Here is a 25,220-nt window from a genome sequence, read left to right as displayed (position 1 = left end):
GGCCACAACGATGGTCCTCCTGACGCCTACGCACACCAGGCAGGCCGGCGTGCCATTTTCGCGACGCATGGGTCTCGTTGGGGCCGCGCTCATGCGAGGCCCATGACGCGATCAGACGGTCATGACGAGCTTGCCCTGGAGGTGGCCGCTGTGGAGCAGTCGGTACGCCTCGGCGACACGCTCGAGCGGGAATGTCTGTTGCACGTGGATCCGGAGTATGCCCTGTGTACCGAGTTCGACGAGACCTCGCAGGGCGACCGGGTCGGGGTCGACCGCAATGCAGTTGAAACGCATGCCGGCCGCGTCGTACTTGGCGGCCAGTTCGCTATTCTCCTCGGCTGCCACCGTCACTAGGTGACCGCCTGGGCAGAAACCGTCGAGCGACCGCTCGACGGTTTCGCCGCCGATCGTGTCGAGCACGTTGTCGATGTCGCGAACCGTCTCGACGAAGGCGACCGCCGTGTAGTCGATGACCTCGTTGGCGCGGAACCCCTCGACGGGCTTCCTCTTGTTCCCGCCGACGGTCGCGATCGCATGCGCCCCGAGTGCTTTTGCGATCTGGATCGCGGTGTGGCCGAACCCGCCACCAACGCCGCGGACCAGGACGCGGTCGCCCTCGCCCACGCCGCCAAGGTCGACGCGGCCCTGCCACGTCAGCTCGACGACCGGCAGCGTTGACGCCTCGACGTGCGGAGCGACGCCGGCTTGAGTGCCAGTGCAACGCCGGCGCTGGCATGACCTCGGCGTACGCCTTCGCCGCCTGCGGGAACAGCGGCATCCCGAACACTTCGTCGCCGGGTCTGAACCGCTTTGTCTGCGGCGCTTGTTCGACCATGCCGATGCTGTTCCAGCCGAGGACGAAGGGTGGCTTGACGCAGAGGGAACTCGTCGGCACGTAGGCGCGCCTCCAGCGGGTTCAGCCCGATCGCCTTGACTCGGACGAGTACCTTGGTCGGGAGGGGCCAGGGGTCGGGCGCGTCCACGCTGGTGAGTGCCTTGGGATCGCCGAGCGTGTGATGACTCCCCATGAGTGTCCTGGTGTTGAAGGGGAAGAAAACCCGGGCCAGGTATCCGACAGGACCCAATAGGTACCTTTGAGTGCCATGAGCTGTTTCCGTGCAGGTGACTCCTTTTTCGCCGGCAGTCCGGCGCGTCTGACGGTCGAGCTCATCGTCGACAGGTGAAGGCGGTCGTGCTCTACGGCCTCAGCCAGGGCCCGGTGTGCCATGGCAAGCTGATCGAGTTGATCGGCGGCATCTCCCGCAAGGTGCTCATCCAGATGCTCCGACGCCTTGAGGTGCACGGACCTCATCAACTGCCACGCCTGCGCCGAAGTGCCGCCCCGCGTCGAGTACGAACTCTCGCTGCTCGGGGCGGTGTTGATCGATCCGGTCCACATGGGGACGGAGTGGGCCCGGACAAATGGCGAAGCAGCGCTCGATGCCCTCGACGCCGACCCCGAGCCGGCCATCCATAGGGACTGGGGCCTCCGCCGGGGGACCGCCTGTCCTCTCGACCGCCACTCGGTAGCGGCCCGACTGCGTTCGGTCTGCAGGCTTTCGGTGCATCAGAAGAGCTGCTGCACCGACGCGATGTCTCCGTCTGCACCCGAACGCAGCCGGGTGCGCGGTCCGTGGTTTGTGTGCGGCGAGGACGCGGTCAGGCCGATGCGCGTGTTGTGCCGGGACGTTGTGCCGGTCCGCCTACTCGGGCTTGGCGCCGAAGAAGGTCGTGTCGTCCAACGCGAGGACCAGGGACAGCAGTGCGCCCGCGTAGCTGTACTCGCGCATTCCCATGAACTGGCCGGAGACCAGCGGTGTGAAGGTGGACTCGCCGGGGCCGATGACCGGGCCCCGTGCGGTCGTCGCCGATGCCTTGATGTTGGCGAAGTGCACCTCGACCACCGGTTTGCCGGTGTCGTAGAGAGCGAAGGGGACCGAGTGGCTGGTGGTGGTCAGCCCGGCGGGATTGACGATGTATCCGTCCACCCGGTCGCTCGATTCGTGGATGTACTCGAGGATGTCGCCCTCGTGGTTCGACAGGAAGCGTTCCACTACGACGCCGAGCCGGGCGCCCCAGTCCATGACGAACTCCTTGAGGCCCTCGGCGGATGCGTTGGGGCCGTACATCCGCTTGTTTCGCCGTGCGAGATTGGAGACGTTCGGGCCGTCAATCACGGCGATTGAGTAGCGCTGGTCGTTTGTTCGCAGTCCTGCGATGGCAGACGTACTTGTCGTCACTTTGTCGGCTCGCTTTCGTGTTGTGCGTTCCACGGGTGGGGCGTCATCGATGCTCACCAGGAGAAGGCCAGTGCCGCCGGCGTCTGTGCCGTGGTGGGCACGGGGCCGACGTGTCGGACGAAGCCCAGGCCGGGAACTCCGGCTTTCTCAAGCCAGTTGGCCGTGTCGACGAGGGCGGAGAGGTCGGTGTCGGTGTCGTAGCCGGCCAGTTCGAGGGCCTGGACGGCGTCCTCGGTGCAGACCCCGCCACCGCGCTGGCCCGGCATCGCGGGATGGCCGCCGCTGCCGGCGAGGGAGACGTCGATCGTGCCTGCACCGAGGGCGGCGAGTTCCAGGACGTTCGCAATGCCGAGGCCTCGGCTGTCGTGGACCTGGACGGTCACCGACCGGAGCGGCACGTACTGAGATGCGGTTTCGAGCATCTCGCGGATCTGGGGCGGGGCGGCGTAGCCGAAGGAGTCGGCCAGGATCCACTTGACCACGCCGATATCGACGAGCCGGCGGGCCAGTGGCTCCAGTTCGGCCGGGCCGCGGGCGGGACCGGTGGGGCCGCCCCACGCGAAGATGACGTAGGTGCTCAAGGTGATGCCGAGGTCCGCGGCCAGGGAGGCGAGGCGTTCGAGTTCGGCGAGGGAGTCGGCGGTGCTGCGCCCGATGTTGGCGCGGGCGAAGTCCTCGTCCGCCGAGAGCAGGAAGGCGGCGGAGTCGGCGCCCGCGGCGGCGGCGGCGCGCAGACCTCGTTCGTTGCCGATGCAGCAGCCGAGTGTCAGGTCGGGTATCGCGCGCATGGCGGCGAAAACGTCGGCGGCGTCGGCGAGCCCGGGAACGAGGTCGGGGCGCACGAACGAGGACAGTTCGAAGTCCTGGATCCCGGCGCTGACGAGGCGTTGCACGAGTTCGATCTTCAGGCTGGTCGGTGCCTGGTGTGCCTGGAAGGTGAGCCTGGGTGTGATCTCGCGCAGCCGGACGATGGGCCGGGGCGTGGTGCCGGGTGATGGGGGAGGAGGTGGTGTCATCGACGTGTGTCCTTCGGCTGGGGTCAGTGGTGGCGGGTGGGGGTCAGGCCGGCGGCTTCGGCGTCCCAGTCGTCGTCGGTGAGCCCGGTCTCCCTCAGTGCCGCCTTGCGGATCTTGCCGGTGGGGGTGGCGGGCATGGCGTCGACGAGGCGGTAGTAGCGGGGCACCATGAAGTGCGGCATGGACCGGTCGCAGTGCGTGAAGAGGTCCTTCAGGTCGAGTTCGGTGTTGTCGGCGACCTGGACGACGGCCATGACCTCCTGCTCGCCGAGGTCGGAGGCCACGCCGATTGCGGCGGCCGCGGACACGGCGGGATGAGTGAGCAGGACGGCCTCGACCTCCTGGGAGGACACGTTCTCGCCGCGGCGCCGCAAAGCATCCTTCTTGCGGTCGACGAAGTAGAAGTAGCCGTCCTCGTCGGTGTAGCCGAGGTCTCCGGTGTGCCACCACAGATCGCGGGAGGTCTCCAGGGTGGCGTCGGGCTGATGGTGGTAGCCGGAGAACATGATGTGCGGAACGCGGGGCCGGTACACGATCTCCCCGACCTGCCGGGGCGGCAGGGGGAAGCCGAGGTCGTCGTGGACCTCAAGGAGGGTCGTGGCCGAGGGGACGCCGATGGAGCCGATTTTGCGTTGCCGTAGGGGATTCCAGGTGATCGTCTTGATCTCGGTGAGGCCGTAGCCCTCGACGACATGCACTCCGAAGCGTTCCTCGACCGCGGCCAGGACCGGGGGTGGAGCCGGCGCGGCGAAGACTTTGCGGGCGGGATGGTCGCGGTCGCGGCCCGACGGGGGCTGGGCGAGCAGCATGGGCAGGACGGATCCGAGGGCGTTGAACTGTGTGACCTCGTGGCGGCGAATGTCGTCCCAGAACCGGCTCGCGCTGAACCGTCGGCCGAGCACGATGGTGGCGCCGGCGGCGACGGCGTGCAGGGAGAGGTTGAATTTCGCGGCCCCGTGGAACAACGGCAGGCATGTGTAGAGCCGTTCGTCGGAGGTGGTTCCCATGGCCACGGCGAACTCGTGCGCGGCGACCACCGGCATCAGCGCCGGATAGACGGCGCCCTTGCTGCGTCCGGTGGTCCCGGAGGTCAGCATGATCGCCATCGGGTCGTCCAAGGCGACCTCGGGAAACGCCGTGGATGCGTCGCCCCGGCCGATCATGTCGTGCCAGGTGAGGATCTCGATACCGGGCAGCGGCACGTTGGCCGGGGCGGCGTCGGTCAGCAGCACGATCGTGCGCAGTGCGTGGGGGCGTTCCGGCAGGGTGGCGACGAGGTCGAGCAGCCCGGGCTCGGTGAGGAGGACCTGCACGTCCGTGAATCCAAGGGCGTGTTCGAGGAAGGTGCCCTTGTAGGCGGTGTTCACGGGTACCTCGACGAGGCCGGCACGGGCGATGCCGAAGAAGGCGACGAGGGCTTCGGTCCGATTGGGCAGGAACACTCCGACCGATGAGCCGGGAGCGGCTCCGAGGCCGAGCAGCCCTCGCGCCACGGCCGAGGCCGCGGCGTCCAGTTCGGCATAGGTGAGTTGCTCGTCCTCAAAGAGCAGGGCTGGTTTGTCGGGGGTGCGGCGGGCGCGGTCGGCGAGTAGCCCGCCGACGGTGCCGCCTCCCAGTGATGGGAGGTCGAGCATGGTCAGAGCTCCTTCTTGGCGCGCAGGAGGAAGGCTTCCAGGGCGGGGTCCCAGCCGGCCTCGGCGCCGGTGGTGACCAGGAATGTGCCGACGCCCAGGTCGTGGTAGGTGCCGAGGGTGTCCAGGATCTGCTCCTCGGTCCCGACGAGAGCCTGGGAGTTGGCGAAACCGCCCAGCAATTTGGTCAGGCCGGTCCAGAAACAGGTGTCGTGGAGTTCTTCGTCGGTCAGTGCCAGTGCCCGCTGCCGGCCGACGGAGTTGTCGGTCGCCGACGAGCGCAGGAAGGCGTGGCTGCCCTGGGCCTCGGCGATCTGCCGCTCGACCGAGCGTGCCTTGGCCCACGCTTCGTCCTCGGTCCTGCCGAGAAACAGCCGCAGGCTCAGCGAGAACTCGATCTGGCGCGCGTAGCCTTCGGCGGCGGCGCGAACCCGGGCGATGCGCTCCCGTGTTCCTGAGAACGGCTCTCCCCACAGCATGTAGAGGTCGGCATGCCGGGCGCCGAAGTCCACTGCGGCGTCGCTCTCCCCGCCCATGAAGATCGGGACCTGCCCCTGGGCCGGGCGGGTGAGGAGCTTGACGTTTTCCGCGGCGTAGAAGCGGCCCTGATGGTCGAACGACGACGGCTCGGTCCAGGTGCGGCGAACCAGGTCGAGGTATTCGATCGCCCGCTCGTACCGTTCCGACTTCGGGGTGTGATCGCCCTCGCGGTGCAGATCCTTGTCCGCTCCTCCCACCACCACGTTGATCGCCAGTCGCCCCTGTGCCAGGACGTCCAGGGTGGCGAAGTACCGGGCCGCCGCCGTCGGGGCCATGACGCCGGGGCGGTGAGCCACGATCGGCGAGAACTTCTCGGTCATCGCCAGCATGTATGGCGCCATCGCATGGTTGTGGGGCCAGATCGATGAGTAGCCCACGAGCACTCGATCGATCGCCTCCGACGCGTCGAGCTCACGCACCCGCTCGGCGAGCTGGGCGGGGTCGGTCTCGCCCGGCGCGAGCGGTTGGAGTCCCGTGAAGAAGTCGACCACGACTCACTCTCCTCATATTAGGATGCTCACACTATATAAGCATGCTGGCTATTACTTGGTCGTGATCTGCCGGAGGGCCTCCAGCACGGGAACCGTGACCTCGATCGTTCCGCGACGCAGGGTCTCCGCTCTCAGGGCGGCCGAGCGATCGAAGGGGACCCGGACCGCCGAACCGCCGTCGACGGGGCGGGTGTTGCGGACGGACGTGGCGAATTCGGCCGCGCGGGCGCGGAAGTCGGCCGCGTCACCAAGCTTCGACGGGTCGAGAACGACGGCCAGGAAGCCGCAGTCGGAGACGCCGACGGGAGCCGCCGAGGCGCCGGCGAGCATGCCGAGAAGGTGGACGACGAGGGCGAGCCCGGAACCCTTGTGCCCGCCCCAGACGGTGAATGCACCCTGCAGGGCTGCCGCTGCGTCGGTGGTCGGCCGGCCCGCGGGATCGAAGGCCTTGCCCGCGGGCAGGGCCTCATCGAGCCGGGCCGCGAGAGTCACCTCCGCGTGGGTGATGGACGAGGTGCCGATGTCCCAGATCAGCGGGCCGTCGGCAGTGGGGAAGCCGAACGCGATGGGGTTGGTCCCGAACCGGGACTCGGTGCCCCCGTACGGAGCGACGAGGGCAGGTGCGCTGCCCGCGATCATGCCGACGAACCCGGCGTCGACGATGCGCTCCAGGTAGTACGAGAACATTCCCGTGTACCAGGTCTGACGGGCTCCGACCATGGCCATGCCGTGGGCACGGGCCTTCTCCACTCCGATCTCCGTCGCGCGGGCGGCGACGAGGTATCCGACCTGGTCCCCGCCGTCCAGGGCCGCCGACACCGGGGACTCCTGGACGACCTGTATCGGCTGCGGCGGCTCGGTCGCGCGGATCCGCTCGACGATCGAAACCGCGCGGGCCAGTCCGGCATAGGACAGTCCCCGCAGCTCGCAGTCCATCAGGTGGTCCGCGATGACCGCGGCATCCTCCGGCGTGTAACCCACGGCGACCATCGCCTCGGTCACGATGTGGCGGGCCTCGTCCAGCGGCAGACTGGCCGTCGGTACGGAGGCGGTGGTCGGGTCGGGCATGGCAGAACCTCCATGTAAGGATGCTGTCTAAACTTGTAGCGTGGACACGACTACGGACCAGCCGGACTACCTGACCGACGCGGTCACCCGCCTTGAGCGTGCCGTGGCGAACATCGGGGCCTTGAGGCTCAAGCCGTGGAGGATGACGCTGTCCGGCTACGCAGCCCTCAAGATCCTTGAGCGGCAACCCCATGTGTCGCTGGCTCAGCTCTCCCGGCGCTGCTTTGTGAAGTCGCAGACGATGACCAGGATCGTCGCCGAGCTCGAACGCAGGGAGTGGGTGGAGCGCAGCCCACACCCGGAGAGTGAGCGGGCCATCTCGCTGGCCCTGACCCCCGCGGGCCGTGCCAGCCTCGCTGAGATGGCGGCCGAGGTCGACAAGATCGAATCTACGCTGGGGGCGGAGCTGGAGCCCGGCCAGTTCCCCGAACTCGTCGCCACCCTCCGGCGATGCGCCGTCGCGGTCGAGGCCGAGATCAAGGATGCGCGCCGGGCAGCACGCCGGAGCTGACCACTCAGACCGGCTCGGGTGTGACCGCCGTGGAACGCTGCGGTGCGCTGGGCACCAGCACACCGTTCAGGCCGAGGGCAGTCAGTCCGCTCAGCACTGCCGAGCCGATGAGGACGAACGCGCCGGCGCGATTGTCCCCCGTGGCCTGGACGAGCCACTGGGTCGCGTAGATGACGGATCCACCGAAGATCGCGACGGCCACATTGAACCCCAGCGCCACGCCCGTGCCGCGCGAGTGCACCGGGAACAGTTCTATGTAGGTGATGGGGGCGATGCCCGAGTAGAACGACGGGCCGGCGGCCAAGAGCACCGCGCAGAGAGCGAGCAGCCAGGGGTTCGACGCGGCCGTCAGCGCCGCCATCAGCGGATACGAGACGACCAGGATCACCGCGGTCGCGATGAGCAGGGCCCGGCGGCGCCCGATCCGGTCCGACAGTCGCCCGCCCGCGAGGACGAGCCCGATGCCTACGGCCAGGGCGCACCCGACCACGGCCGTCGCCGTCACTGCGGAGAAGTGGAGCTGGATGATCAGGTTCTGCACGTAGGTGAACGCCAGGTAGAAGCCGACGGCGTGAGTGGCCGCCACCCCGATCAGCAGGAGGGCACGCCGCACTCTCCGGTCGACCGGCGGCTGCTCCTGCATGCGGCCGCGGACCGCGACGAACTCAGGGGTCTCGCCCAGCCGGCTGCGCAGGTAGAGGCCGATCACCCCCAGTGGGAGCGCCAGCAGGAACGGCACCCGCCAGCCCCAGGACTGCATGGCTGTGGCGCTCAGGGACAGGTTCAGGCCCACTACGACGAAAGCGCCGATGAGCAGACCGGCGAGGCTGCCCATCTGGACACGGCTGGCCATCTCGCCCTTGCGGTGCGCGGGCGCGAACTCGGCAGCGTAGATGATCGCTGTTCCGTATTCTCCGCCCGCCGCGAGCCCCTGCAACATGCGCAGGACGACCAGCAGGATCGGAGCGGCAATCCCGATGGTCTCCGTGGTGGGCAGCAGTCCGATGAGCGTGCTCACCACCGCCATGCCGATCAGCGTCAGTACCAGAGTGGGCCTGCGGCCGAGGCGGTCGGCCACCGGGCCGAGGAGCAGCCCTCCGAGCGGCCGGACGACGAAGGCGGCACCGAACACCGCGAACGTCGACAGCAACGCCACCCCGGGAGTCGCGTCGGGGAAGAAATTTTTCGCCAGCACCGCGGCCACGAAACCGTATACCGCGTAGTCGTAGTTCTCGACGGTGTTGCCGATCGCGGCGGCCAGCGTGGTGCGTCGCAGAGTGCTTGCACTTGAGGGTTCTGCTTCGGGCAGTGCCGTCATAGCGACCTCTCCTTCGAGGCGATGAAGCAGTGGTGTGCGCAGCTGCACGGTGGCCGAGACGTTAACCGAGTCGAAACCGGAATACAAGCATGCTTACAATTCATTCGGTAGCTGAGATACTGTCCTGGGACGCTCACCCGCCACCGCAAGGGAAGGGAGGACTCATCGATGACAGACACAACTCCGTCGACGTCGACGCATCCGGCGCAGGACGGTGATGCCGCGGACCAGATCTCCGTCCGGGCCGTCATCGAGCGGTACACCTACGCGATGGACCGCCGCGACGAGGCACTCATGCGCAGTTGCTTCACCCCCGACGCCGACCTGTCCTACTTCGGAGGCCTGCGCCGCTTCACGGGGAACGAGTTCGCGGACACGTTCGTGTCCTCACTCGAGCCGTTCGGATTCATCGACCACAGCATCAGCAGCCTGCGGATCACGCTGGACGGTGACATCGCGACGGCGGACATGCACCTCTGCGCGACGATGGCCCTCAAGAACGAGCCGTCGGTCCTCATCCGCTGGGTCGCGGTGACGGACAGGCTCGTCCGAGATCCCTCCGGCTGGCGGATCGCCGAGCGCCGTCATGTGCCCTTCCTGCAGTACGAGTCACCGACGACGGCGATCGATTTCCCAGGTGTGGGCGGCACGGACCCGGACGGGGTCGATCCTTAGGAGACGGCGTGGCGTCCTTCGGTCGCGGGGAGCGACCTGACCATGCCGCCCCCGCTCTCCACGGTGCCGCGCAACGGGGCCTGCAACTCTGGCACAGCTGCAGCCCATGGCTGACCAGCGAGGGCGTTTCTTTCCGATCATCGGATCGTTGGTCTGGCCGTGCCGTTGACTGACGCGCAGTGGGCGCGGATAGAGCCGTTGTTGCCTGATCGGACGCCGAGGCGGGGCGGGCGGTGGCATGACCATCGGCAGGTGATCGATGCGATCGCCTGGAGGTTCCAGACTGGGTCTCAGTGGGTGCACCTCCCCGCCGAGTTTGGCTCGTGGACGGGCGTCTATACGCGGTTGAGGAACTGGGCCATTGACGGCACCTGGGAGCGTGTCTTCACCGCGCTGCTCGCCCAGGCCGATGCCGACGGCGACTTGAACTGGGTCGTCGCGGTTGACTCCACGATGGTGCGCGCTCACCAGCACGCGGCCGGGGCTCGCAAAAGGGGGCCCCGGCCGGGGAGCCCGGCGACCATGCCATCGGCCGCTCCCGCGGCGGGCTGACCACAACGATTCACCTCGCCGCCGACGGCAGCTGTCGGCCGATGGCCTTCGTGCTCACCGCCGGACAGGCCGGTGACGCACCCGCGTTCGCGGACGTGATGGACCGCCTGCGGGTCCCACGCCGGCGCGGACGACCTCGCACCAGGCCGGATGTGGTCCTGGCCGACAAGACATCCCACGCTGATAAGCGTCAAGCTGCGATGGTGGACGGACCTTCCAGAGGTTGGGTTGGGAAGGCTTTCGTCTCGTCGTAGAGCTGTCCGTGTTGGAGACAGTGGAAGAGCATGCCCATGAAGCGGTTGAACAGATTGCGTTGTGCGGCAACGTGACGGTCGCCAGCTTCTCTGCGACGGTCGTAGTGGGCTCTGGCGCCGGGTGATCTGGTGAGGGAGACGAAGGTCCACACGTAGCGCGGCATCCAGGCGGTGATTCCGGTTCCGGCGGATTAGCAGGGCCACCGCCTGCGTCGAGGCGGCCTCGGCGGTCGGCCACCCGCCTTCGACCGTGAGGCGTACAAGCAACGCAATACGGTCGAGCGATGTATCAACCGACTGAAGCCCAGTGGCGCGGCATCGCGACCCGCTACGAGAAGACCGCCACGGTCTACCACGCCGGGCTTCTCATCGCGGGCATCTTCCTCTGGTCCGCCCGCTGAACGAACAAGCAGATCACAGCCGGAGGCTTTCTCCTTGCGGATCGAAGCAGACGAGTCCGTGCTCGCGAGCCAGCGTAGCGGCGTACTCAGACACTTCCTCCGCCTTGCCATGGGCCATGAGCAGGTACACGATCGGGCCCGATGCCTCCTCGATGACCGGCGGGGACGCCCATACGACACTGCGGTCGACGTCGTCCGGATATCGCGCGACGAGCGCTTCCACATACGCCACGATGCGCGGCGCCGGAGGCACGACGACATCGTCCGACTCCAGGTAGCGCTCGTAGAGCTCGTCGTAGGTCAAGCCCGCTTGGCCGTCGTCGAGTGGACGGTCGCCGTCCCACACCGCAAGGTCATAACTCACAAGTGCATCGTCGCAGGCAGCGGTCCCGTCGGCGCCAGCAGGCCCCGCAGTCGAACTGCCACCAAGTGATCCGTAAGAGAGCTCCTAGTCTAGGGGGTCCGTGCGGATCAGGGGGTCGGGTGCTGAACCGGTCGTTCGTGGGTGGCAGTCTGTGGCGATGAGACCCTGGAATACATCCACCGAGGATGATCTGCGGCGTCTGCTTAATGAATGGGATCCCATCGGCGTCGCTGACGATGTGCAGGACGAGTACGACTGCATGCTTGCTCCCCTGCTCCAACGGCTCCGTGCCGGTGCCGGCCGGACCGAAATCGGGGAGTTCCTGCGTCACGAGCTGGAAGCCCACTTCGGTGTCGACCCTCTGGGCATACGGCCGGACACAATGGCCGTCCGCGTGGTCGACTGGTGGAAGTCGGGCTGGCCCGGCTGGTGACGTGGCCAGCCCATAACCGCTCCCTTCCGATCGCCGGATCGTTGGTCTGGGTGTGCCGTTGACTGACGCGAAGTGGGCGCGGATGGAGCCGTTGCTCCCGGATCGGATGCCCAGGCGGGGTGGTCGGTGGCGGGATCACCGTGAGTTGATCGACGCGATTGCGTGGAAGTTCCAGACCGGATCGCAATGGGTTCACCTTTCCGAGAAGTACGGCAACTGGCGAGGTGTCTACAACCGGCGCGGATGTGGGCCGTGGACGGCACCTGGGAGCGGGTTTTCACTACGCTCATCGCGCAGGCCGACGCGAGGAGGACCTTGGACATCGTTATTTTGGTCGCAGCACGAGGAATGGGACTGCGACAGTGATCTCTATGGAACTCCCTCCTGACACCGTGCTCGTCTTCGACCGCGACGAGGACCTCCTCGTCTTCGAGTCCTTCGTCCACGCTACGAACTGGATCGAGGCGATAGACGTAGATGAAGGTGAGTACACAGCGGCGTACTCACCAGACGGTGGCGTGTTGGCGCTGACTGCTCCCGAGGGCCCAGAAGGATCGATCGTTCTGGCCAGGACCAACATCGTGGACCTGGGCGACCTGGAGCAGAGAGTGGCCCGCTACTGGCTCCGCCACCAGGCAGGTCAGCCCCCGCGTGACCCGCTGCAATCAGCGCGATTTCTGATCGAAAGAGATAACAAGCCGCGCAGGAGTTGGATGGGCCGGCTCACCGGCCTGCTGCGACGCGACACTGCGCAAGGCGGCGGTAACTGATGAGCGCTGCGGCGATGCCGACGACGGCGAGGAAGTGCTCGGCTTTGCGTTCATAGCGGCGGTGCAGGCGTCGGCATCCGGCCAGCCAGGACACCGTTCTCTCCACGACCCAGCGGTGGCGGCCCAGCCTCTGCGAGGACTCGATGCCTCTGCGGGCGATGCGATGGCGGATGCCCCGCTTGCGCAGCCATGGGCGCAGGTGGTTGTAGTCGTAGCCTTTGTCGGCGTGGAGCTTGGCCGGGCGCCGGCGACGCGGGCCGCGCCGCGAGCGGATCGGCGGGATCCCGCGCACCAGTGGCTTCAGGCCGAGGCTGTCGTGCATGTTGGCACCGGAGATGCCCAGCGACAGCGGCAGACCCTTCCGGTCCGTGATCAGGTGGATTTTCGATCCGCTCTTGCCACGGTCGGTCGGATTCGGTCCGGTCAATGGCCCCCTTTTGTAGCCCTGAGGCTGACTGAGTCGATTGTGCACCGAGACCAGTCCAGCTCGCCGCGGGCGCCGAGCTCGTCCAGGAGGGTGCGGTGGAGCCTGGCCCACACCCGGTCCCGGCTCCACCGGGCGAAACGCCGGTAGACCGTCGGCTAGGCCGGGCCGAACACGGGGGGCAACTGCCGCCAGGTACACCCCGAGGTGGCTACGAAGATGATCGCCGCCAGGCATTCGCGGTCACCCGCCCGCCGACGGCCGCCGCCCTGCGGACGTATGACCTCCGTCGGCGGAACCACCCGACGGAACATCGTCCACAACTCGTACTGCACCAACCGCTCCATCAGATCCGTCATGCTCAGCTCAACGATAGATCACGCCAAGGGAAACGACCCCTTAAGCCCGAAGACCGCCTCGCTGGCCTGCTGTTGCTCCTCTATGCCCAGTGGCTCGCCGCGATCTCGCGGCTCACCGTCGGCCACATCGAGGTGACGGCCGGAGCCGTCCGCATCCACCTCGGCGCCGTCCCGGTCGAACTTCCGGCACCCGTCGCTGAACTCGCCCTCCGACAAGTCGCGGTCCGCCGCAGCCATGCCGGCCTTGCCTGGACAGACTCCCCCTGGCTGTTCCCCGGAGGCCACCCGGCCGTCCGATCAGCGCCTGGGCCATGGGCGAATGGCTCCGCAAGCTCGGTATCCGTCTCGCGGAAGCCCGCTGGACCGCGCTCTTCCAGCTCGCCACCGAGCTGCCCGCAGCAGTCCTCGCACGCACCCTCGGCATCGACATAACCGCCGCCGTCAAGTGGCAGCGGGCCGCCGCCGGAGACTGGGCCGCCTACGCAGCTGAGGTCAGCCACCGGAACAGCTCGTGACGCTCGTGGAAGGCCATTCCAGCACAGCCGCTCGGGCCATACCTGCCGCCATCGCCTCGCCTTCGCCTCCTTGTCGAGCACGCCGCCACCCTCGGCATCGACCTCCAAATCGTCCAACGCACGCACGCCTGGGGCCAGGGGATTCGCCCCGATCCCGAAGCGGTGGACGGTCGAGCGGACCTATGGCTGGCTGATGCTCCACCGCCGCCTGGCCCGCGACTACGAGACCCTCCCTGCCCGCTCCGAAGCCATGATCCACCTCGCCATGACCGACCTCATGGCCCGCCGCCTCACCGGAGAGAACACCGCGGGACTCGGCATCACCGGGTCAAATCCGCATACCAGGACGAAACGACGGGAGAAAACGACCTCTGAGTGCGCAACAGCCGCAATGTTGGAGAGGGCACGCGTGGATCTCTCCGAGGAGATCGCGCAGGAACGGCTCCCGGACGCCGCCCGAAGTCCGCGTGGGAGGCTGTGGTCGCCCCACCACAACTGTTCATCGCCGTGTGACAGCCAGCCCGTCCATACTGAGGCCAGCCCCACCCATCGCGCGGGGCACCGCCACTGCATGGTCCCGCCGGCTACTTGTGTACCGAGAGCGGGATGGGAGGTGCCGGGACGCCGGGCTCTGTCAGTGGGGCCCTCTACGGTTCGGCCATGGGATATACAGCAGATGAACGTGTGGCGGCAGGTCCGGAAGAGAGCCGGTACTTGGAGGCGGTGTTCACACTGGGGGCGCAGGTGGGCACGCATGCCGAGGATCCGGCGAGACCCGTGTACGTCGTCGAGGTGACGGAGGTAAGCCCGATCCGGGTGCCGAGCGGCCGGCTCGTCGTCGCCTCACCCTGGCCGGATGATTCCGACTGGGAGTTGCCCACCCCGGCCGGCCGGGAACTGAAGGACCGGATCCCTCCGGGCGTTCACCGGGTGCAGGCATCCTGGACGGAAGCACCGTTCGAGTACAACGGCGAGCAGTTCGACGGCCGCGAGGCGGTCGCCATCCGCCTGCTTGTCAGCGATGCCCCAGTGGCCTGCTGGGAGGCGGCCCTCGGTGTCGGTGAGAGCATCGAGCGAATCGTCCACGGTAAGCGGCCGGCCTTCGACTCCGAGGAAAACATGGGGAGTTTCGCCGACGCCACCGCCTGGCCATCGCTGACCGAACCATTCCGCCAGGTCTGGCTCGACGTCGACGCGGGCAAGCAGGATGCATCCCTGGCCACCGAGACTCTGGGCGAGTCGTTCGAGCGGGTGAGCGACGAGGCTCTCGGAGCCGACCTCGTGACGTTCCCGGCCGACGGGGGGAGCGTTGTGTGGCTGGGGCGCACGGAGACCGGGAGCATCGCCTCGATCGTCACAACTGGAGCGGATGCCTTCCATAACCGGCTGGTCACAGCCGTGTGAGCAAGGCCTGCTGGACGCCGTCGTAGCCCACCGGGCGCGGTGGGTCAGTGCAGGCGGGCACCCATTCACCGGTCTTGACGATTACTCGTTTCTCTCTGCTTCACGAGGTGTGGTGCAGCCAGCGCTGCAGGGTGGTGTTGATGCTGGCGGGCAGGGCGCTGAGCTGGTCGATGGCGTCGCGGTCCTCGGGCCGCGGGGGGATGCCGGCGGTGGTCAGTGCGGCGTGCAGGGCCAGGCGGCGCTGGTCGCGGGGGGTGATGAGGATGTTGAGGCGCTCGGCGGGGTTGGGCGGCGGCAGCAGGAAGTCGGTGTCCTGCCTGGCGGCCGGGGGCCAGGCGCCTTCCGCCGGGTCGCCGACGTAGGGGTCGATGAAGGTCTGCGGCGTGTGGTGGTTAAAGGCGATGCTCACGTGGGTCTCCTCCAGCAGTGGGTGGATGTGCAGGGGGAGAGCCCCGGACGGCCGTGTGTGGTTGCGGCTGTGGCGGGATGTCACGCCGACGGCGTCATCGGCGGCTCATCGTCTTCTCCGACCAACACAGCAGCACGCCGGCCGTGCGTGACCAGCCGCTCGCAGGCACCGGCACCGGGGGAGAGGCCGGGGCCTGTTACGCACTTTCGGGTGACGACCCGGCACGGGGTGGGGTGGCGTCTGTGGCGGTGGGAGGCGTCCGACCAAGGCGCACATCGGTTGAGGATCTGGCACGGCGTCAACTTGGTGCGTTCGCCGCATAAATGGACGACACAGGGGCCCTGGTGTTTCCGTTTCCTGCCATGCTCGACGTCCCGCACGAGCTCGTCGAGCAAGTTGCCTGGCTGCTCTACGAACACCGGCGCGCACGCAACACCCGTTGGCGCAGACTCGGTTGCTTCCCACTCCAGGCAGTTCGCGGCCGATCGGCTTCGACGTAGCCGGCCAACTGCTTCTGGATGAGCCCTTGGACCAGGTCATGAGGTAGGGCAGGGGCGAATGGGGATAGTCCGGCAGGGTGCCGGCGCGGAGTTCCGCCCGGGCCATCTCCACAAGCGCGGCATGTCCGGCTGGAAGGGTGGGAGCACCGGCGTGGTGAGCCGTACGCGCCGAAAGTCGACGTCCAGTTCCACTGAGCCGCGAAAGCCGGGCTTCCGGGGTCCGTTTTCCGTCCGCGACGTTCGTGGCCTCGGCATGTTCGAGCTGGTGGCCGGATCGGCGCCCTCTCTGTGTCCGGCTCACGGCGTCATTCAGGTCCGAGACCTGGCCAGAGGTGAGATGATCCTCACGCTGAAGTAGAACGTTCTGTCTTGCGAATGTTCGATGGAATTGTCATGCTGTGAAAGACAGAACGTTCGTTTCATCTAGGGGTGAAATTCTCCATGGCTCGTCGAATCCCTGTTCGTAAGACGCTGGTGGCCACCAGCGCGGCCGCCCTCGTTGCGGTCGGTGCCGCAATGGCGGTGCCAGCCACCGCGTCCCCGGCCACGGCCACACAGGAGGCCAAGCCGACGGTGGTGCTGGTGCACGGTGCTTTCGCCGACTCTTCCGGCTTCAAGACGGTGATTGCTCGGCTGACCCAGGACGGTTACCCGGTGCGAACGGTGTCGAACCCGCTGCGGGGTCTGCCCACGGACACCGCCGCAGCCAAGGACGTACTGCGCAGCATCCACGGTCCCATCGTGCTCGTGGGCCACTCGTACGGCGGCGCAGTCATCACCAATGCAGCGGCCGGCGATCCCAACGTCAAGGCGCTCGTGTACCTCGCGGCACTGGTTCCGGACGTGGGGGAGACCCCCTTCGGGCCGTCCGATGTCCCCATCGAGCACCCGGCGCCGCCGCAGTCCCTGGTTGAGGTTCCGACGGTGGCCGCGGACGGGACTGCCGGCGACGACCTGTATCTGGCGCAGGATGGGTTCCGGGCGACCTTCGCCGCTGATGTCGATCGGGCAACCGCCGCGGCGATGGCCGCCACGCAGCGGCCAGTCGCGAAGGCCGCGGTGGGCTTCAAGACCACTGCGGCGGCGTGGCGGACCATCCCGTCTTGGAACCTGATCACCAAGAATGACCAGGCCAACGCGCCGGAGATGCAGGAGTTCTTTGCGAAGCGGGCCAACTCCCACATTGAGGAGGTCAACTCCTCGCACGCCGTCTACGTCAGCCACCCCGACGCGGTCGTCAAGGTAATCGAAGACGCCGCTCGTGGGACGCACTGAAGCGTGCTCTCAACCGCTGTCGCTGTGATCGAGGACATCCACCCGTACGTGCTTCCTCATCTCGCATAGCTGCCGTCGGAAGCCTTCCGGCGTGAGGCAGCTCTGTATGGCGAGCGCGGGCAGGGAGCGAAGTACTGGCTGCAGGTTTTCACCGAGCTGAACAACCCTGGCTCGAGGACGTGTTAATGCTGGTCTGCGTGAGGATGAGCGTGTTCCGCGCGGGACCGTGGCCTGACCCGGTCTGCGACTGACCAAGGTGTCCTGAGCTCCGATCTGTCGGTCATGGTCTCGTGCGGGGCTTGCTGCCGCCGGCCCGGTGGGCGTGTCCCGATAGACATCTCGGGACTTGAAGACGTCAAGCAGCAGCTGCCACTAGTGAGGTCGCGGGCTGCTTGAAGGCATGTTCTTCATCGAAGAGACGGTTGAACAGGTGCCGCTGTGCTTGTGCGTGCCAGTCGCCGACGTCGCGCCGGTGGCGGTAGTGGGCCTGCGCTCCAGGTGATGAGCGCAGGGAGGAGAAGGCCCAGAGATAGCCGACGTGGTGGAGCCGGTTGTTCTTGACCATGCGGCGCCCGACGTAGTGCTTCTTGCCAGAAGCGCGGGTGATCGGTGCAGATCCGGCGTACGCCTTCAGCCCGCGGGCGTCGGCGAAGCGGTTGCGGTCGTCGCTGGTCTCGGCGAGGACACGTGATGCGAGCTGGACACCAAGGCCCGGGAAGCTCAGGAGTATCCCGGCATCGGGATGATCGCGAAAGCGGGCATCGACTGCCTCGGTGAGATCTTCACTGGCCTGGCAGGCTGCCTCGAACTGTTGCAGCAGAGCGAGGAGTTGCTTGCCGAAGGCGTCTTCGACCGCTGCGGGCTGGTGAGCGTACTCGGCCCGCAGGACACCGCGTAGGCGGTTCAGCCTCTTCGTCTTTCTCGGGTGTAGTAGGCAGACGGAGAGATGTCGTGTGGACTTCTTCGCGGGCCTTGTGTACTGCGCCCCACGGCGGCACCGGCCAGCGCGTGAAATCCCCACAGCTTCAACCGCGCGTGCGCGCGTACAGGCTTGCGTATGCGCGGCACGGCCGGGTCTGTACGCTCCCAGACCGTGCACCGCCATCCGCCAACGCTGCCATCAGGACCCCCAAGGGACGGCATCCGCGAAGTGCAACGTGCTGGGAATGGACGTCTTCACGTCTTACGGCGCTGCATGAGTGAGGCGGCTGCCGAACCGGTCAGCCGCCTCCGCCATGCGCTTGGTGGCTCGCTCAGCCGCGGACGATGTTCTGCGCCTGCGGCCCCTTCTGGCCCTGGCCGATGTCGAAGGTCACGTGCTCGCCCTCGGTCAGCTCGCGGTACCCGTTGCCCGCGATCTCGGAGTAGTGCGCGAAGACGTCCGGGCCCCCGCCGTCTTGCTCGATGAACCCGAAGCCCTTCTCGGAGTTGAACCACTTCACGGTGCCGCTGGCCATACCGTCGATCCTTCGTTCATACCTGGAGCAGCCGTCGAACCGGGCATGCTCCGGCCCTGCAACCGCACGAGCCTCAGCTGTTGTACCCCCGATCATTCGCCTTATCCGGCCGACACCACACGCCAAGCCCGCCTGCCTCACGCGAGTGCATCCCTCGCCATCGACGCCTTCTGCTGCGTGTAGCGAGCCCAGTCCAGACCGGGACCCCCAGGCGGCTCGCGACGCCATGCGCGAGCACCTTCACCACGTGCGCCGCGTCCTGCTCGGCGACCACCTCTGACCTGCCCCCCGGCCGCTCTGACTGCCGCGGCGGGCCGGTGAACGCGCCGGGGCGGGCTCACCGACCGCAGATCCTGGCGCACTTGGTGGAGACCAGAAAGGCGCCGGTGTCTGGCGCCGCTCACCGCTTCACCGCGGTCGCGGAGGGCCCCGGGCGCGGATCGAGCTGGGCGCCGGGTAAGCCCCTGAACCTGGTCGCCCGGGACGCGAACGGCCCCCGCGGCCTACGAGGCCGGGTCCGCCACCAACTTCCTCGATAGGGGCGGTCTCGCTTGCTCGGGCCGCTCGGGTGACAGGCGGGTGGACAAGATTGGCACCGGGGCACACAAGGAGTGGGTGGAGCTCACCAACACCAGCCGCTGCACGGTCAACCTCGACGGCTGGACTCTGCAGGATGAGGACGGCCACACCTACACCTTCGACGGTTACCGCCTGGAGGGCCGGGCCACGGTCCGTATCCACACCGGTGAGGGCCGCGACAGCGACAGCGACCTGTACATGGACCGCCGCCACTAGGTGTGGGACAACTACTCCGACAACGCCCCCTGCGCAACGACCACGGCCGCTTCATCGACGACGCCTCCTGGGGCGGACACCGCCACCACCACGGCAGTGGCCGCCACCACTGACCCGCCTTCTTGCACCCGCGGCACGAGGTGATGCCGCGGGACGATGGGGTGTGGCCCCTGCCGGTCCGCCCGGCCGGGGCCGTCGGCGCGCAAGGCCGGTAGTTCGATTGCCGACGCGCGCCGACGGCTCGCCCTCGCGCCGCACACCGTCCCGTTCGACCTCTTCGGTATCCCCCGTGGCCTGCACATGCACGCCTGAAATGCGACCTTGCAACAGCCCTGCGGGACAAGCCCAGTCGCGGGCGGCCTGCAGGATGGTGGACCCGGCGTCGCGCACCTGCCAGCCCGTAGCGTGGGTGATCCCTATTTCGGCCGGGACTTGACGGACTTGCTCGGGGAACGACTTCCTCGGGCATAGCGGCTCGGCGTGCAACGAACGCCGCATGCTGCCGGTCCAACTCGGCACGGCACACCGCGCGGCAGGATGACCGCCCAGCCTCGGCCTTCATTGCGGGAACGCCTCGCTCGTGGGGGAAAGCCACACGTCCGGGTAATTTTAGCGGCCAGCTGCTTCTTCGATGACAGAGGCAACCTTGTCCGGATGCGAGATGTAGACAGCGTGGCTGGACTCGGGGACCTCGGTGATCTTCGCATGCGCCCGTGTGTACATCCAGCGCTCAAGATCCGGGCTGGCGATCAAATCCTTTCCGGCGACAATTCCGTAGCTAGGCTTGGTCTTCCACGCGGCCGTCGTCACCGGTGTGTCAAAAACCTCTGCAGCGACCAGAACTTGCGATTTTGCCATGAAATCGGCCTGACGTGCGGGGAGATCAGCTGCGAAATCAGCATGGAATTTCTGCGGATCGAGCATGAGATACCCGTCATCGGTGGGCTTGATGTCATGGGTGGGAGAGGGGATGCGCTCAAACAGATTATTGAGGCTCTCGCCAATGTCGGGTACGGCAGCTGCTACATAGACCAGCGCCTTCACCTTGGGGTCGTCGCCGGCCTGGGTGATGACCTCTCCGCCGTAGCTGTGGCCGACCAGCACGACGGGCCCGTCCTGCATTGCGATAGCGCGGCGTGTCGCCGCGACGTCGTCCGCCAGGCTGGTCTCGGGTTCCTGGACGATACTGACGTTGTAGCCCTTCGACACCAAGCGGTCATAAACACTCTGCCAGCCCGATCCATCGGCAAGCGCGCCGTGCACCAAGATAACATTGCGGACGTCGGGCGTCTTGCGCTCGACCTGTACAGGCGAGGCATTGCCGTCGGTCGTAACTTCGGCCGTTGCCGGTGACGCCAGAATAGCCGTCGCCGCGATGCTGGCCAGTCCCAGAGTAACCGCGGGGAAAATCTTCTTCATCGTCTGGATTCTTCCTACTACTTAATCGTTCAGCTCGTTGCAGTCGCAGCGAGGAAGTGGAGTCACGGAGGGCAACTTCTTACGTTGACGCCGTAAGGCTAATCGTGGGGTGGTGGCCGCCCCTGACGCCACGCAGGACGCAGAATATGCAACTAACGAACTATGGCCTCAAACACGGCCGAAGACGGGAATATCTGAGCTCCGAGGCGATGACCTGCCTGCGCTTCCGCTACATCGTCTGCGCCGGAACGCGGATTCGTGATGCCGGTTCGCCGCGTACGGGTGACATCGGGCCGCTATTCGACGCTGTGGGTGTCAAGCACGTCCTGGATGGTCACATCGAGCGATTCGAGCCTTACTGAGGAGCTCGGTCCGAGCACGGTGGCGAGGCGGGGGCCAAGTTCGGCGCAGGCGGCGAGCAGCGGCGTCGCGAAGCGGTGCAGGACCGGCTCGGCCATCCGGGAGGGATGACCGGCGATGGCAAGCGACCCTAGGGCATGGCCTGAATCGGGGTCGAGTACCGGGGCCGCGATGCCGTTGAGCGCCGGGTGGTTGGCGGACTGCGAGATGGCGTAGCGCTGGCGGCGAATCTCGGCGAGCTGCTCGGGTAGATCGGTACGCACGGGGTGGCTCTCCGGTGCGAGGAGGACTTCGTCGACCTGTTGGGCGGGGAGGAACGCGAGGATTACTGCTCCCGCGCACCCCGAGGTCAATGGCGAGCGTTCGCCGATGTGCGCGATCGGATGGACGGCTGTGCCAGGGGGGTCGGCACGGAGCACGATGACACGGTGGGCTCCGCTGCGGAGTAGCAGGCTTGTGGTCGCGCCCACGTCGGCGGAGAGTCGCATGAGTACGGGGCGCACGCGGTGCAGGAGTGCGGGACGTGGCCCCACAAGTGAGGCGAGGGCGAGCGCGCGACCGCCCACCCGGTAGCCGCGGCGCCCGATGTGGTCGACGTAACCGTGTTCCTGCAAGTCTCGCAGCACCCGGTAAGCCTTGGTCTGGGGCAGGCCTGCGCGCTCGGCGATCGTCTTCAGGGCGGCTGGCTGCTGCAGGCCGGCGAGCGTCTCGAGGATCCAGAGGGCGCGAATGTGCCCATCCTCGGGCATGATTAGGGCCTTTCTCCGGTGGTTGCATGTTCAGCACCTTGTGTCGTCGAGGATAGCGGGCACCGACGAACGGCGAGATGACGCTGGTCACCTTCCGCCAGGCGTGGAACTGCTCGAACATCGACGTGCCCGTCCCGCTCCAGCGCCCGCAGGGGACCCGTGATCGTCGGCCGATCGCACGCGACGCGGTTGCTGAGATCACGCCCGCACGGAGGGAGTCAGTGCCGGGACCGAGTTGATGAAGGTGTTGAGGTCGCGGGACGTGATCGGGCCGAAGCGGCGGGGCTGCGCCCGGTGCGTGGCACGGCCTCCATCGCGCCTTTCGGGGCCGTGCTTGGGCCGAACGGCCGGGCACGGACGGGCTCGAATCCCGTGTCCTCGCACCGGCCGTGATGCGCCGCGCGAGCCAGGCAGCCTGGCGTCGGCCCTGCCGCCCGCCTTCGAGGCGTTTTGAGCTCTGAATCGTGACAGCTACCTCGACTACGGCCTCGCCCGCCCTGTCGCACGTTCAGGTCCACCGCCTGGTCTGCAGCCTGCTCGGCGAACTCGCGGTCGGCTGGCCGGACATCGTCAGCGGCCCCAAGCCGCCGGCCCGGGCCTGGACGCTGCTGCATACCCGGGTCCAGGCCGCCCCCGCGGGCGAAGTCCAGCAACCGCCGGTAACTGCGGGCGTTGGCCGGGGAATCAGTGCTGGCCAGGACGGCGCCGATGGAGCTGACGGCGGCTGCGGCGAGGGTTTCGCGGTGGGTGTCGACGCCGATGACGCCGTCGATTCTGTGAGCATGGTCATGCGGTTGTTCTCCTCCGGGCGGACGACCGTGACGGCGTCGGCCTGGGTGGAGTCACCACGTGGCGGAACTGCGATGAGTCACGCCGGAAGGCGGACAGGCTGCTGATCAAGCCAACGGGTGGGCCGTGCCGACGCCCGCGTCCGGACAACGTCTCGGGAGCGGCAGTCCCTGACGGGACGCCAGTTATCTGCCCTGTCATGCCGGATCACGAACGTCTAGCCTGGCAGCAACGCATCCCGGTCCGGAGAAGAACTCTCACAGTCATGTTTTTCGCGGTCGTGCAAGAGGGCCGCTGGCCTTCGGGCCCGGCATGACTGTTCCCCCCTGTCGAACGGATGACTTTTGGGGTGGTGTCACGGGCTTGGGAGGCGTCGTTGGAGACGCTGATGAGTGCCGCTGTGTGTCAAGCGGCTGTAATGAGAGCCTTGTGGTACTCGCGTTTGAGGGTGCGATAGACCACGTTCGAGAGACGCCGCTTGAGGGCCCGCCGTGCCTCCGCCGGTGTCTTGCGCTCGGCGATCTTGCGCAGGTAGTACTCCTGTCCGCGGCCACCGTCGCGGATCTGGCAGACGGCAACCATGTGCAGAACCGAGTTGAGGGCTCAATTTCCTCGGGTGTTGAGGGGGTGGCGGGTGTTCTTCCGCTGGAGGCGTCCAGTGTGCAGTACCGGTATGGCTGGCGAAGTGGTGTTCGGTAGGAAGCGGGCGACGTCGCCCACGTGCCCGAGCAGGTTGGCGGCGATCACGGTGCCAGTCCGGGCACTGCGGTCAGCGCGGTGCGGGCGCCGGCCAGGGCGTCACACATCTGGGCCTCGTTGTCACGGACGTGGCGATCGATGCGTCGAAGATCCGCGAGAAGATCTCGGGCGAGATCGCGACGGCAGCACCCAAAAGGTCTGTGCAACTCCTTCGGTGTAGCCCTGCTTAACACCATCGCCGCCACCGCGACCGCCAACTACATCGCCGACCACGGCACCTGCGCCGCCGCCCACTAGGCGGGGCTGGTCCACGGATACGACATGGCGTTCATCGTTGCTGCCGCCTTCCTCGCCGTCAGCGCCCTGGTCTCGTTGCTCCTGGTCCGGACTCGACGGCAGGACACGACGCCCCGAGGCGGACAGGAGGTACTCACGGAACTGGCTGAGGTGATCTGATTCGCAGTGATGAACCGCTCCGGGTCTGGTGGAGGCTCGATTCCCTGAGAGGATCGAGTCATGGCACGTCCGTCCCCCTACCCCGCTGAGCTTCGCGAACGAGCGGTGCGCATGGTTGCTGAGATCCGACCGAACTACCCGACCGAGTGGGCGGCGATGAAGGCGGTCGCGGCGAAGCTGGGCATCGGTGCGGCAGAGACGGTGCGGACCTGGGTCCGCAAGGCCGAGGTGGACGCCGGCCAGCGGCCCGGCACAACGTCCGAGGAGGCCGCGGAGATCAAACGGCTGCGGGCCGAGAACGCCGAACTGCGGCGGGCGAACGAGATCCTCAAAGCGGCTTCGGCTTTCTTCGCGGCCGAGCTCGACCGGCCGTCGAAGCGCTCGTAGCGTTCATCGACGCACACCGCGAGGTGTTCGGAGTCGAGCCGATCTGCCGAGTCCTGACCAGTCACGGACTGAAGATCGCGACGAGCACCTACTACGCCGCCAAGAACCGCACACCCAGCGTCCGATCGGTCCGCGACGCCGAGCTGAAGACGCAGATCAGCCGCGTCCACACGGACAACTTCAGCGTCTACGGAGTGCGGAAGGTCTGGCGGCAGCTGCACCGCGAAGGAATACCGGCGGCCCGCTGCACCGTCGCCCGGCTGATGCGCGACCTGGGCCTGGAGGGCGCCCGACGAGGGAGGAAGATCCGCACCACTCTCCGACACGACGGCCACGAGCGGGCCGCTGACCTGCTCAGGCGCGACTTCACCGCGTCCCGACCGAACGAGCGGTGGGTCGCCGACTTCACCTATGTCCCCACCTGGTCCGGGCTCGTCTACGTCGCCTTCGTCGTGGACGTGTACTCCCGGGCGATCGTCGGCTGGTCCGCCGCCACCAGCAAGCGGGCCAAGCTCGTCCTCGACGCCCTCGACATGGCCTTGTGGCGCCGCGACCGCGCGGGAACTCCCGCTGGAGAGAGACTGGTTCACCATTCGGATGCGGGTAGCCAATACACATCGTTCGCATTCACTGCGCACCTCCTCGAGGCCAGCATCGACGCCTCGATCGGCACCGTCGGCGACGCCCTGGACAATGCGCTCATGGAGTCCCAGATCGGCCTCTACAAAACGGAACTGATCAAGCCCCGCAGGCCCTGGCGCGGCCTCGCCGACGTCGAACTCGCCACCGCCGAATGGGTCGACTGGTTCAACAACCAGCGTCTCCACACCGGGATCGGCGACGTCCCGCCGCACGAACACGAGACCAACTACTACGCTCAACACCAGCCCCAACCGGCAGCTGGAGTCAACGCATAGAGCCTCCATCGATCCCGGAGCGGTTCAGTGATGCAGGTCATG

General features: G+C 67.2%; 23 protein-coding genes, 9 pseudogenes and 1 other annotated feature. Of the genes and pseudogenes, 15 read left to right on the top strand and 17 right to left on the bottom strand.

Annotated features, from left to right (window positions below; translation table 11 throughout):
* Positions 1 to 111: 111 nt before the first annotated feature.
* On the bottom strand, positions 112 to 624 hold the full coding sequence (locus tag M2163_RS00745) for a zinc-binding dehydrogenase (RefSeq protein WP_280892865.1): 513 nt from the start codon (positions 622 to 624) through the stop codon (positions 112 to 114).
* 479 nt (positions 625 to 1,103) lie between these two features.
* Here M2163_RS00745 and M2163_RS00740 point away from each other — a divergent pair.
* Positions 1,104 to 1,475, top strand: a pseudogene (locus M2163_RS00740) (helix-turn-helix domain-containing protein); the annotation flags it as partial.
* A gap of 228 nt (positions 1,476 to 1,703) precedes the next feature.
* Here the strand turns inward: M2163_RS00740 and M2163_RS00735 are convergent.
* The 5 genes from M2163_RS00735 to M2163_RS00715 all read right to left on the bottom strand — a co-directional run bounded on the left by M2163_RS00735 (position 1,704) and on the right by M2163_RS00715 (position 6,986).
* The gene (locus tag M2163_RS00735) at positions 1,704 to 2,177 is read right to left on the bottom strand and encodes a type II 3-dehydroquinate dehydratase (protein WP_280855028.1); all 474 of its coding nucleotides are present in this window, start codon (positions 2,175 to 2,177) and stop codon (positions 1,704 to 1,706) included.
* A 116-nt stretch (positions 2,178 to 2,293) separates the two neighbouring features.
* The gene (locus tag M2163_RS00730; protein ID WP_280892864.1) at positions 2,294 to 3,256 is read right to left on the bottom strand and encodes a pyruvate carboxyltransferase; all 963 of its coding nucleotides are present in this window, start codon (positions 3,254 to 3,256) and stop codon (positions 2,294 to 2,296) included.
* 23 nt (positions 3,257 to 3,279) lie between these two features.
* On the bottom strand, positions 3,280 to 4,890 hold the full coding sequence (locus M2163_RS00725) for an AMP-binding protein (protein ID WP_280892863.1): 1,611 nt from the start codon (positions 4,888 to 4,890) through the stop codon (positions 3,280 to 3,282).
* 2 nt (positions 4,891 to 4,892) lie between these two features.
* Complete coding sequence (locus M2163_RS00720; protein WP_280855031.1) at positions 4,893 to 5,918, bottom strand: LLM class flavin-dependent oxidoreductase; 1,026 nt, start codon at positions 5,916 to 5,918, stop codon at positions 4,893 to 4,895.
* Between the two features lie 51 nt (positions 5,919 to 5,969).
* Positions 5,970 to 6,986, bottom strand: a complete 1,017-nt coding sequence (locus tag M2163_RS00715; RefSeq protein WP_280892862.1) for an Ldh family oxidoreductase — start codon at positions 6,984 to 6,986, stop codon at positions 5,970 to 5,972.
* A gap of 40 nt (positions 6,987 to 7,026) precedes the next feature.
* Here M2163_RS00715 and M2163_RS00710 point away from each other — a divergent pair, with 40 nt between their 5' ends.
* Positions 7,027 to 7,497: a MarR family transcriptional regulator gene (locus M2163_RS00710; protein ID WP_280855033.1), complete on the top strand. Its 471-nt coding sequence runs from the start codon at positions 7,027 to 7,029 to the stop codon at positions 7,495 to 7,497.
* Positions 7,498 to 7,501: 4 nt separating this feature from the next.
* Here M2163_RS00710 and M2163_RS00705 read toward each other — a convergent pair whose 3' ends face one another.
* Entirely contained in the window at positions 7,502 to 8,815 is a 1,314-nt protein-coding gene (locus M2163_RS00705; protein ID WP_280855034.1) for an MFS transporter, read from the bottom strand.
* Between the two features lie 168 nt (positions 8,816 to 8,983).
* Here M2163_RS00705 and M2163_RS00700 point away from each other — a divergent pair, with 168 nt between their 5' ends.
* The gene (locus tag M2163_RS00700; protein ID WP_280892861.1) at positions 8,984 to 9,490 is read left to right on the top strand and encodes a nuclear transport factor 2 family protein; all 507 of its coding nucleotides are present in this window, start codon (positions 8,984 to 8,986) and stop codon (positions 9,488 to 9,490) included.
* Positions 9,491 to 9,634: 144 nt separating this feature from the next.
* Positions 9,635 to 10,233 (top strand): annotated as a pseudogene (locus M2163_RS00695) (IS5 family transposase); the annotation flags it as partial.
* On the opposite strand, the pseudogene M2163_RS00690 reads toward M2163_RS00695, so the two are convergent.
* A pseudogene (locus tag M2163_RS00690) lies at positions 10,233 to 10,451 on the bottom strand (IS110 family transposase); the annotation flags it as partial. The pseudogenes M2163_RS00695 and M2163_RS00690 overlap by 1 nt on opposite strands.
* A 58-nt stretch (positions 10,452 to 10,509) precedes the next feature.
* Between M2163_RS00690 and M2163_RS00685 the strand changes: the two are divergent.
* A pseudogene (locus M2163_RS00685) lies at positions 10,510 to 10,697 on the top strand (IS5/IS1182 family transposase); the annotation flags it as partial.
* 13 nt (positions 10,698 to 10,710) lie between these two features.
* On the opposite strand, the gene M2163_RS00680 reads toward M2163_RS00685, so the two are convergent.
* A complete protein-coding gene (locus M2163_RS00680; RefSeq protein ID WP_280892860.1) occupies positions 10,711 to 11,061 on the bottom strand; it encodes a hypothetical protein in 351 nt (116 codons plus the stop codon).
* Positions 11,062 to 11,218: 157 nt separating this feature from the next.
* Here M2163_RS00680 and M2163_RS00675 point away from each other — a divergent pair, with 157 nt between their 5' ends.
* Positions 11,219 to 11,494 (top strand): hypothetical protein, encoded by a 276-nt coding sequence (locus M2163_RS00675; RefSeq protein ID WP_280892859.1) that lies wholly within the window; start codon positions 11,219 to 11,221, stop codon positions 11,492 to 11,494.
* Between the two features lie 371 nt (positions 11,495 to 11,865).
* A complete protein-coding gene (locus M2163_RS00670; RefSeq protein ID WP_280892858.1) occupies positions 11,866 to 12,264 on the top strand; it encodes a hypothetical protein in 399 nt (132 codons plus the stop codon).
* On the opposite strand, the pseudogene M2163_RS00665 reads toward M2163_RS00670, so the two are convergent.
* Both M2163_RS00665 and M2163_RS00660 read right to left on the bottom strand, forming a co-directional pair.
* Positions 12,218 to 13,035: pseudogene (locus tag M2163_RS00665) on the bottom strand (IS5 family transposase). The gene M2163_RS00670 and the pseudogene M2163_RS00665 sit on opposite strands and share 47 nt — an antisense overlap.
* Before the next feature lie 30 nt (positions 13,036 to 13,065).
* On the bottom strand, positions 13,066 to 13,284 hold the full coding sequence (locus M2163_RS00660; RefSeq protein ID WP_280892857.1) for a hypothetical protein: 219 nt from the start codon (positions 13,282 to 13,284) through the stop codon (positions 13,066 to 13,068).
* A gap of 74 nt (positions 13,285 to 13,358) precedes the next feature.
* Between M2163_RS00660 and M2163_RS00655 the strand changes: the two genes are divergently transcribed.
* The 3 genes and pseudogenes from M2163_RS00655 (at position 13,359) to M2163_RS00645 (ending at position 14,966) form a co-directional block, all read left to right on the top strand.
* Complete coding sequence (locus M2163_RS00655) at positions 13,359 to 13,562, top strand: hypothetical protein (protein WP_280892856.1); 204 nt, start codon at positions 13,359 to 13,361, stop codon at positions 13,560 to 13,562.
* A gap of 69 nt (positions 13,563 to 13,631) precedes the next feature.
* Positions 13,632 to 13,869, top strand: a pseudogene (locus tag M2163_RS00650) (transposase); the annotation flags it as partial.
* Positions 13,870 to 14,222: 353 nt separating this feature from the next.
* Entirely contained in the window at positions 14,223 to 14,966 is a 744-nt protein-coding gene (locus M2163_RS00645) for a DUF4241 domain-containing protein (protein ID WP_280892855.1), read from the top strand.
* A gap of 100 nt (positions 14,967 to 15,066) precedes the next feature.
* Here M2163_RS00645 and M2163_RS00640 read toward each other — a convergent pair whose 3' ends face one another.
* Positions 15,067 to 15,375 (bottom strand): hypothetical protein, encoded by a 309-nt coding sequence (locus M2163_RS00640; protein WP_280855040.1) that lies wholly within the window; start codon positions 15,373 to 15,375, stop codon positions 15,067 to 15,069.
* Positions 15,376 to 15,698: 323 nt separating this feature from the next.
* On the opposite strand from M2163_RS00640, the pseudogene M2163_RS00635 reads away from it, so the two are divergent.
* Positions 15,699 to 15,836: pseudogene (locus M2163_RS00635) on the top strand (IS5/IS1182 family transposase); the annotation flags it as partial.
* 468 nt (positions 15,837 to 16,304) lie between these two features.
* Positions 16,305 to 17,150 carry an alpha/beta hydrolase gene (locus tag M2163_RS00630; protein ID WP_348541019.1) on the top strand — a complete coding sequence of 282 codons (846 nt, stop codon included), beginning with the start codon at positions 16,305 to 16,307 and terminating at the stop codon, positions 17,148 to 17,150.
* Positions 17,151 to 17,505: 355 nt separating this feature from the next.
* On the opposite strand, the pseudogene M2163_RS00625 reads toward M2163_RS00630, so the two are convergent.
* Together M2163_RS00625 and M2163_RS00620 are read right to left on the bottom strand one after the other, a co-directional pair.
* A pseudogene (locus tag M2163_RS00625) lies at positions 17,506 to 18,057 on the bottom strand (transposase); the annotation flags it as partial.
* 346 nt (positions 18,058 to 18,403) lie between these two features.
* A complete protein-coding gene (locus M2163_RS00620; RefSeq protein WP_097276311.1) occupies positions 18,404 to 18,607 on the bottom strand; it encodes a cold-shock protein in 204 nt (67 codons plus the stop codon).
* Positions 18,608 to 19,210: 603 nt separating this feature from the next.
* Between M2163_RS00620 and M2163_RS00615 the strand changes: the two are divergent.
* Positions 19,211 to 19,515: pseudogene (locus tag M2163_RS00615) on the top strand (lamin tail domain-containing protein); the annotation flags it as partial.
* 496 nt (positions 19,516 to 20,011) lie between these two features.
* On the opposite strand, the gene M2163_RS00610 reads toward M2163_RS00615, so the two are convergent.
* The 3 genes from M2163_RS00610 to M2163_RS00600 all read right to left on the bottom strand — a co-directional run bounded on the left by M2163_RS00610 (position 20,012) and on the right by M2163_RS00600 (position 23,301).
* Positions 20,012 to 20,821: an alpha/beta hydrolase gene (locus tag M2163_RS00610; protein ID WP_280892854.1), complete on the bottom strand. Its 810-nt coding sequence runs from the start codon at positions 20,819 to 20,821 to the stop codon at positions 20,012 to 20,014.
* Between the two features lie 296 nt (positions 20,822 to 21,117).
* Positions 21,118 to 21,930, bottom strand: a complete 813-nt coding sequence (locus tag M2163_RS00605) for an IclR family transcriptional regulator (RefSeq protein WP_280892853.1) — start codon at positions 21,928 to 21,930, stop codon at positions 21,118 to 21,120.
* 1,194 nt (positions 21,931 to 23,124) lie between these two features.
* Complete coding sequence (locus M2163_RS00600; RefSeq protein ID WP_280855043.1) at positions 23,125 to 23,301, bottom strand: hypothetical protein; 177 nt, start codon at positions 23,299 to 23,301, stop codon at positions 23,125 to 23,127.
* 438 nt (positions 23,302 to 23,739) lie between these two features.
* On the opposite strand from M2163_RS00600, the gene M2163_RS00595 reads away from it, so the two are divergent.
* Both M2163_RS00595 and M2163_RS00590 read left to right on the top strand, forming a co-directional pair.
* On the top strand, positions 23,740 to 23,874 hold the full coding sequence (locus M2163_RS00595) for a hypothetical protein (protein ID WP_280855045.1): 135 nt from the start codon (positions 23,740 to 23,742) through the stop codon (positions 23,872 to 23,874).
* Positions 23,875 to 23,934: 60 nt separating this feature from the next.
* Positions 23,935 to 25,178 (top strand): IS3 family transposase gene (locus tag M2163_RS00590; protein ID WP_280892852.1). Its coding sequence is split into 2 segments (ribosomal slippage): positions 23,935 to 24,217 and positions 24,217 to 25,178, totalling 1,245 coding nucleotides; the frame shifts between segments, so codons are not numbered across the junction.
* Positions 24,216 to 24,344, top strand: a sequence feature (AL1L pseudoknot). Its footprint overlaps the gene before it by 129 nt.
* Positions 25,179 to 25,220: the final 42 nt, after the last annotated feature.

The sequence above is a fragment of the Streptomyces sp. SAI-135 genome (assembly GCF_029893805.1).
Classification (GTDB): domain Bacteria; phylum Actinomycetota; class Actinomycetes; order Streptomycetales; family Streptomycetaceae; genus Streptomyces.
This window is presented reverse-complemented; position numbering and strand designations above follow the sequence as displayed.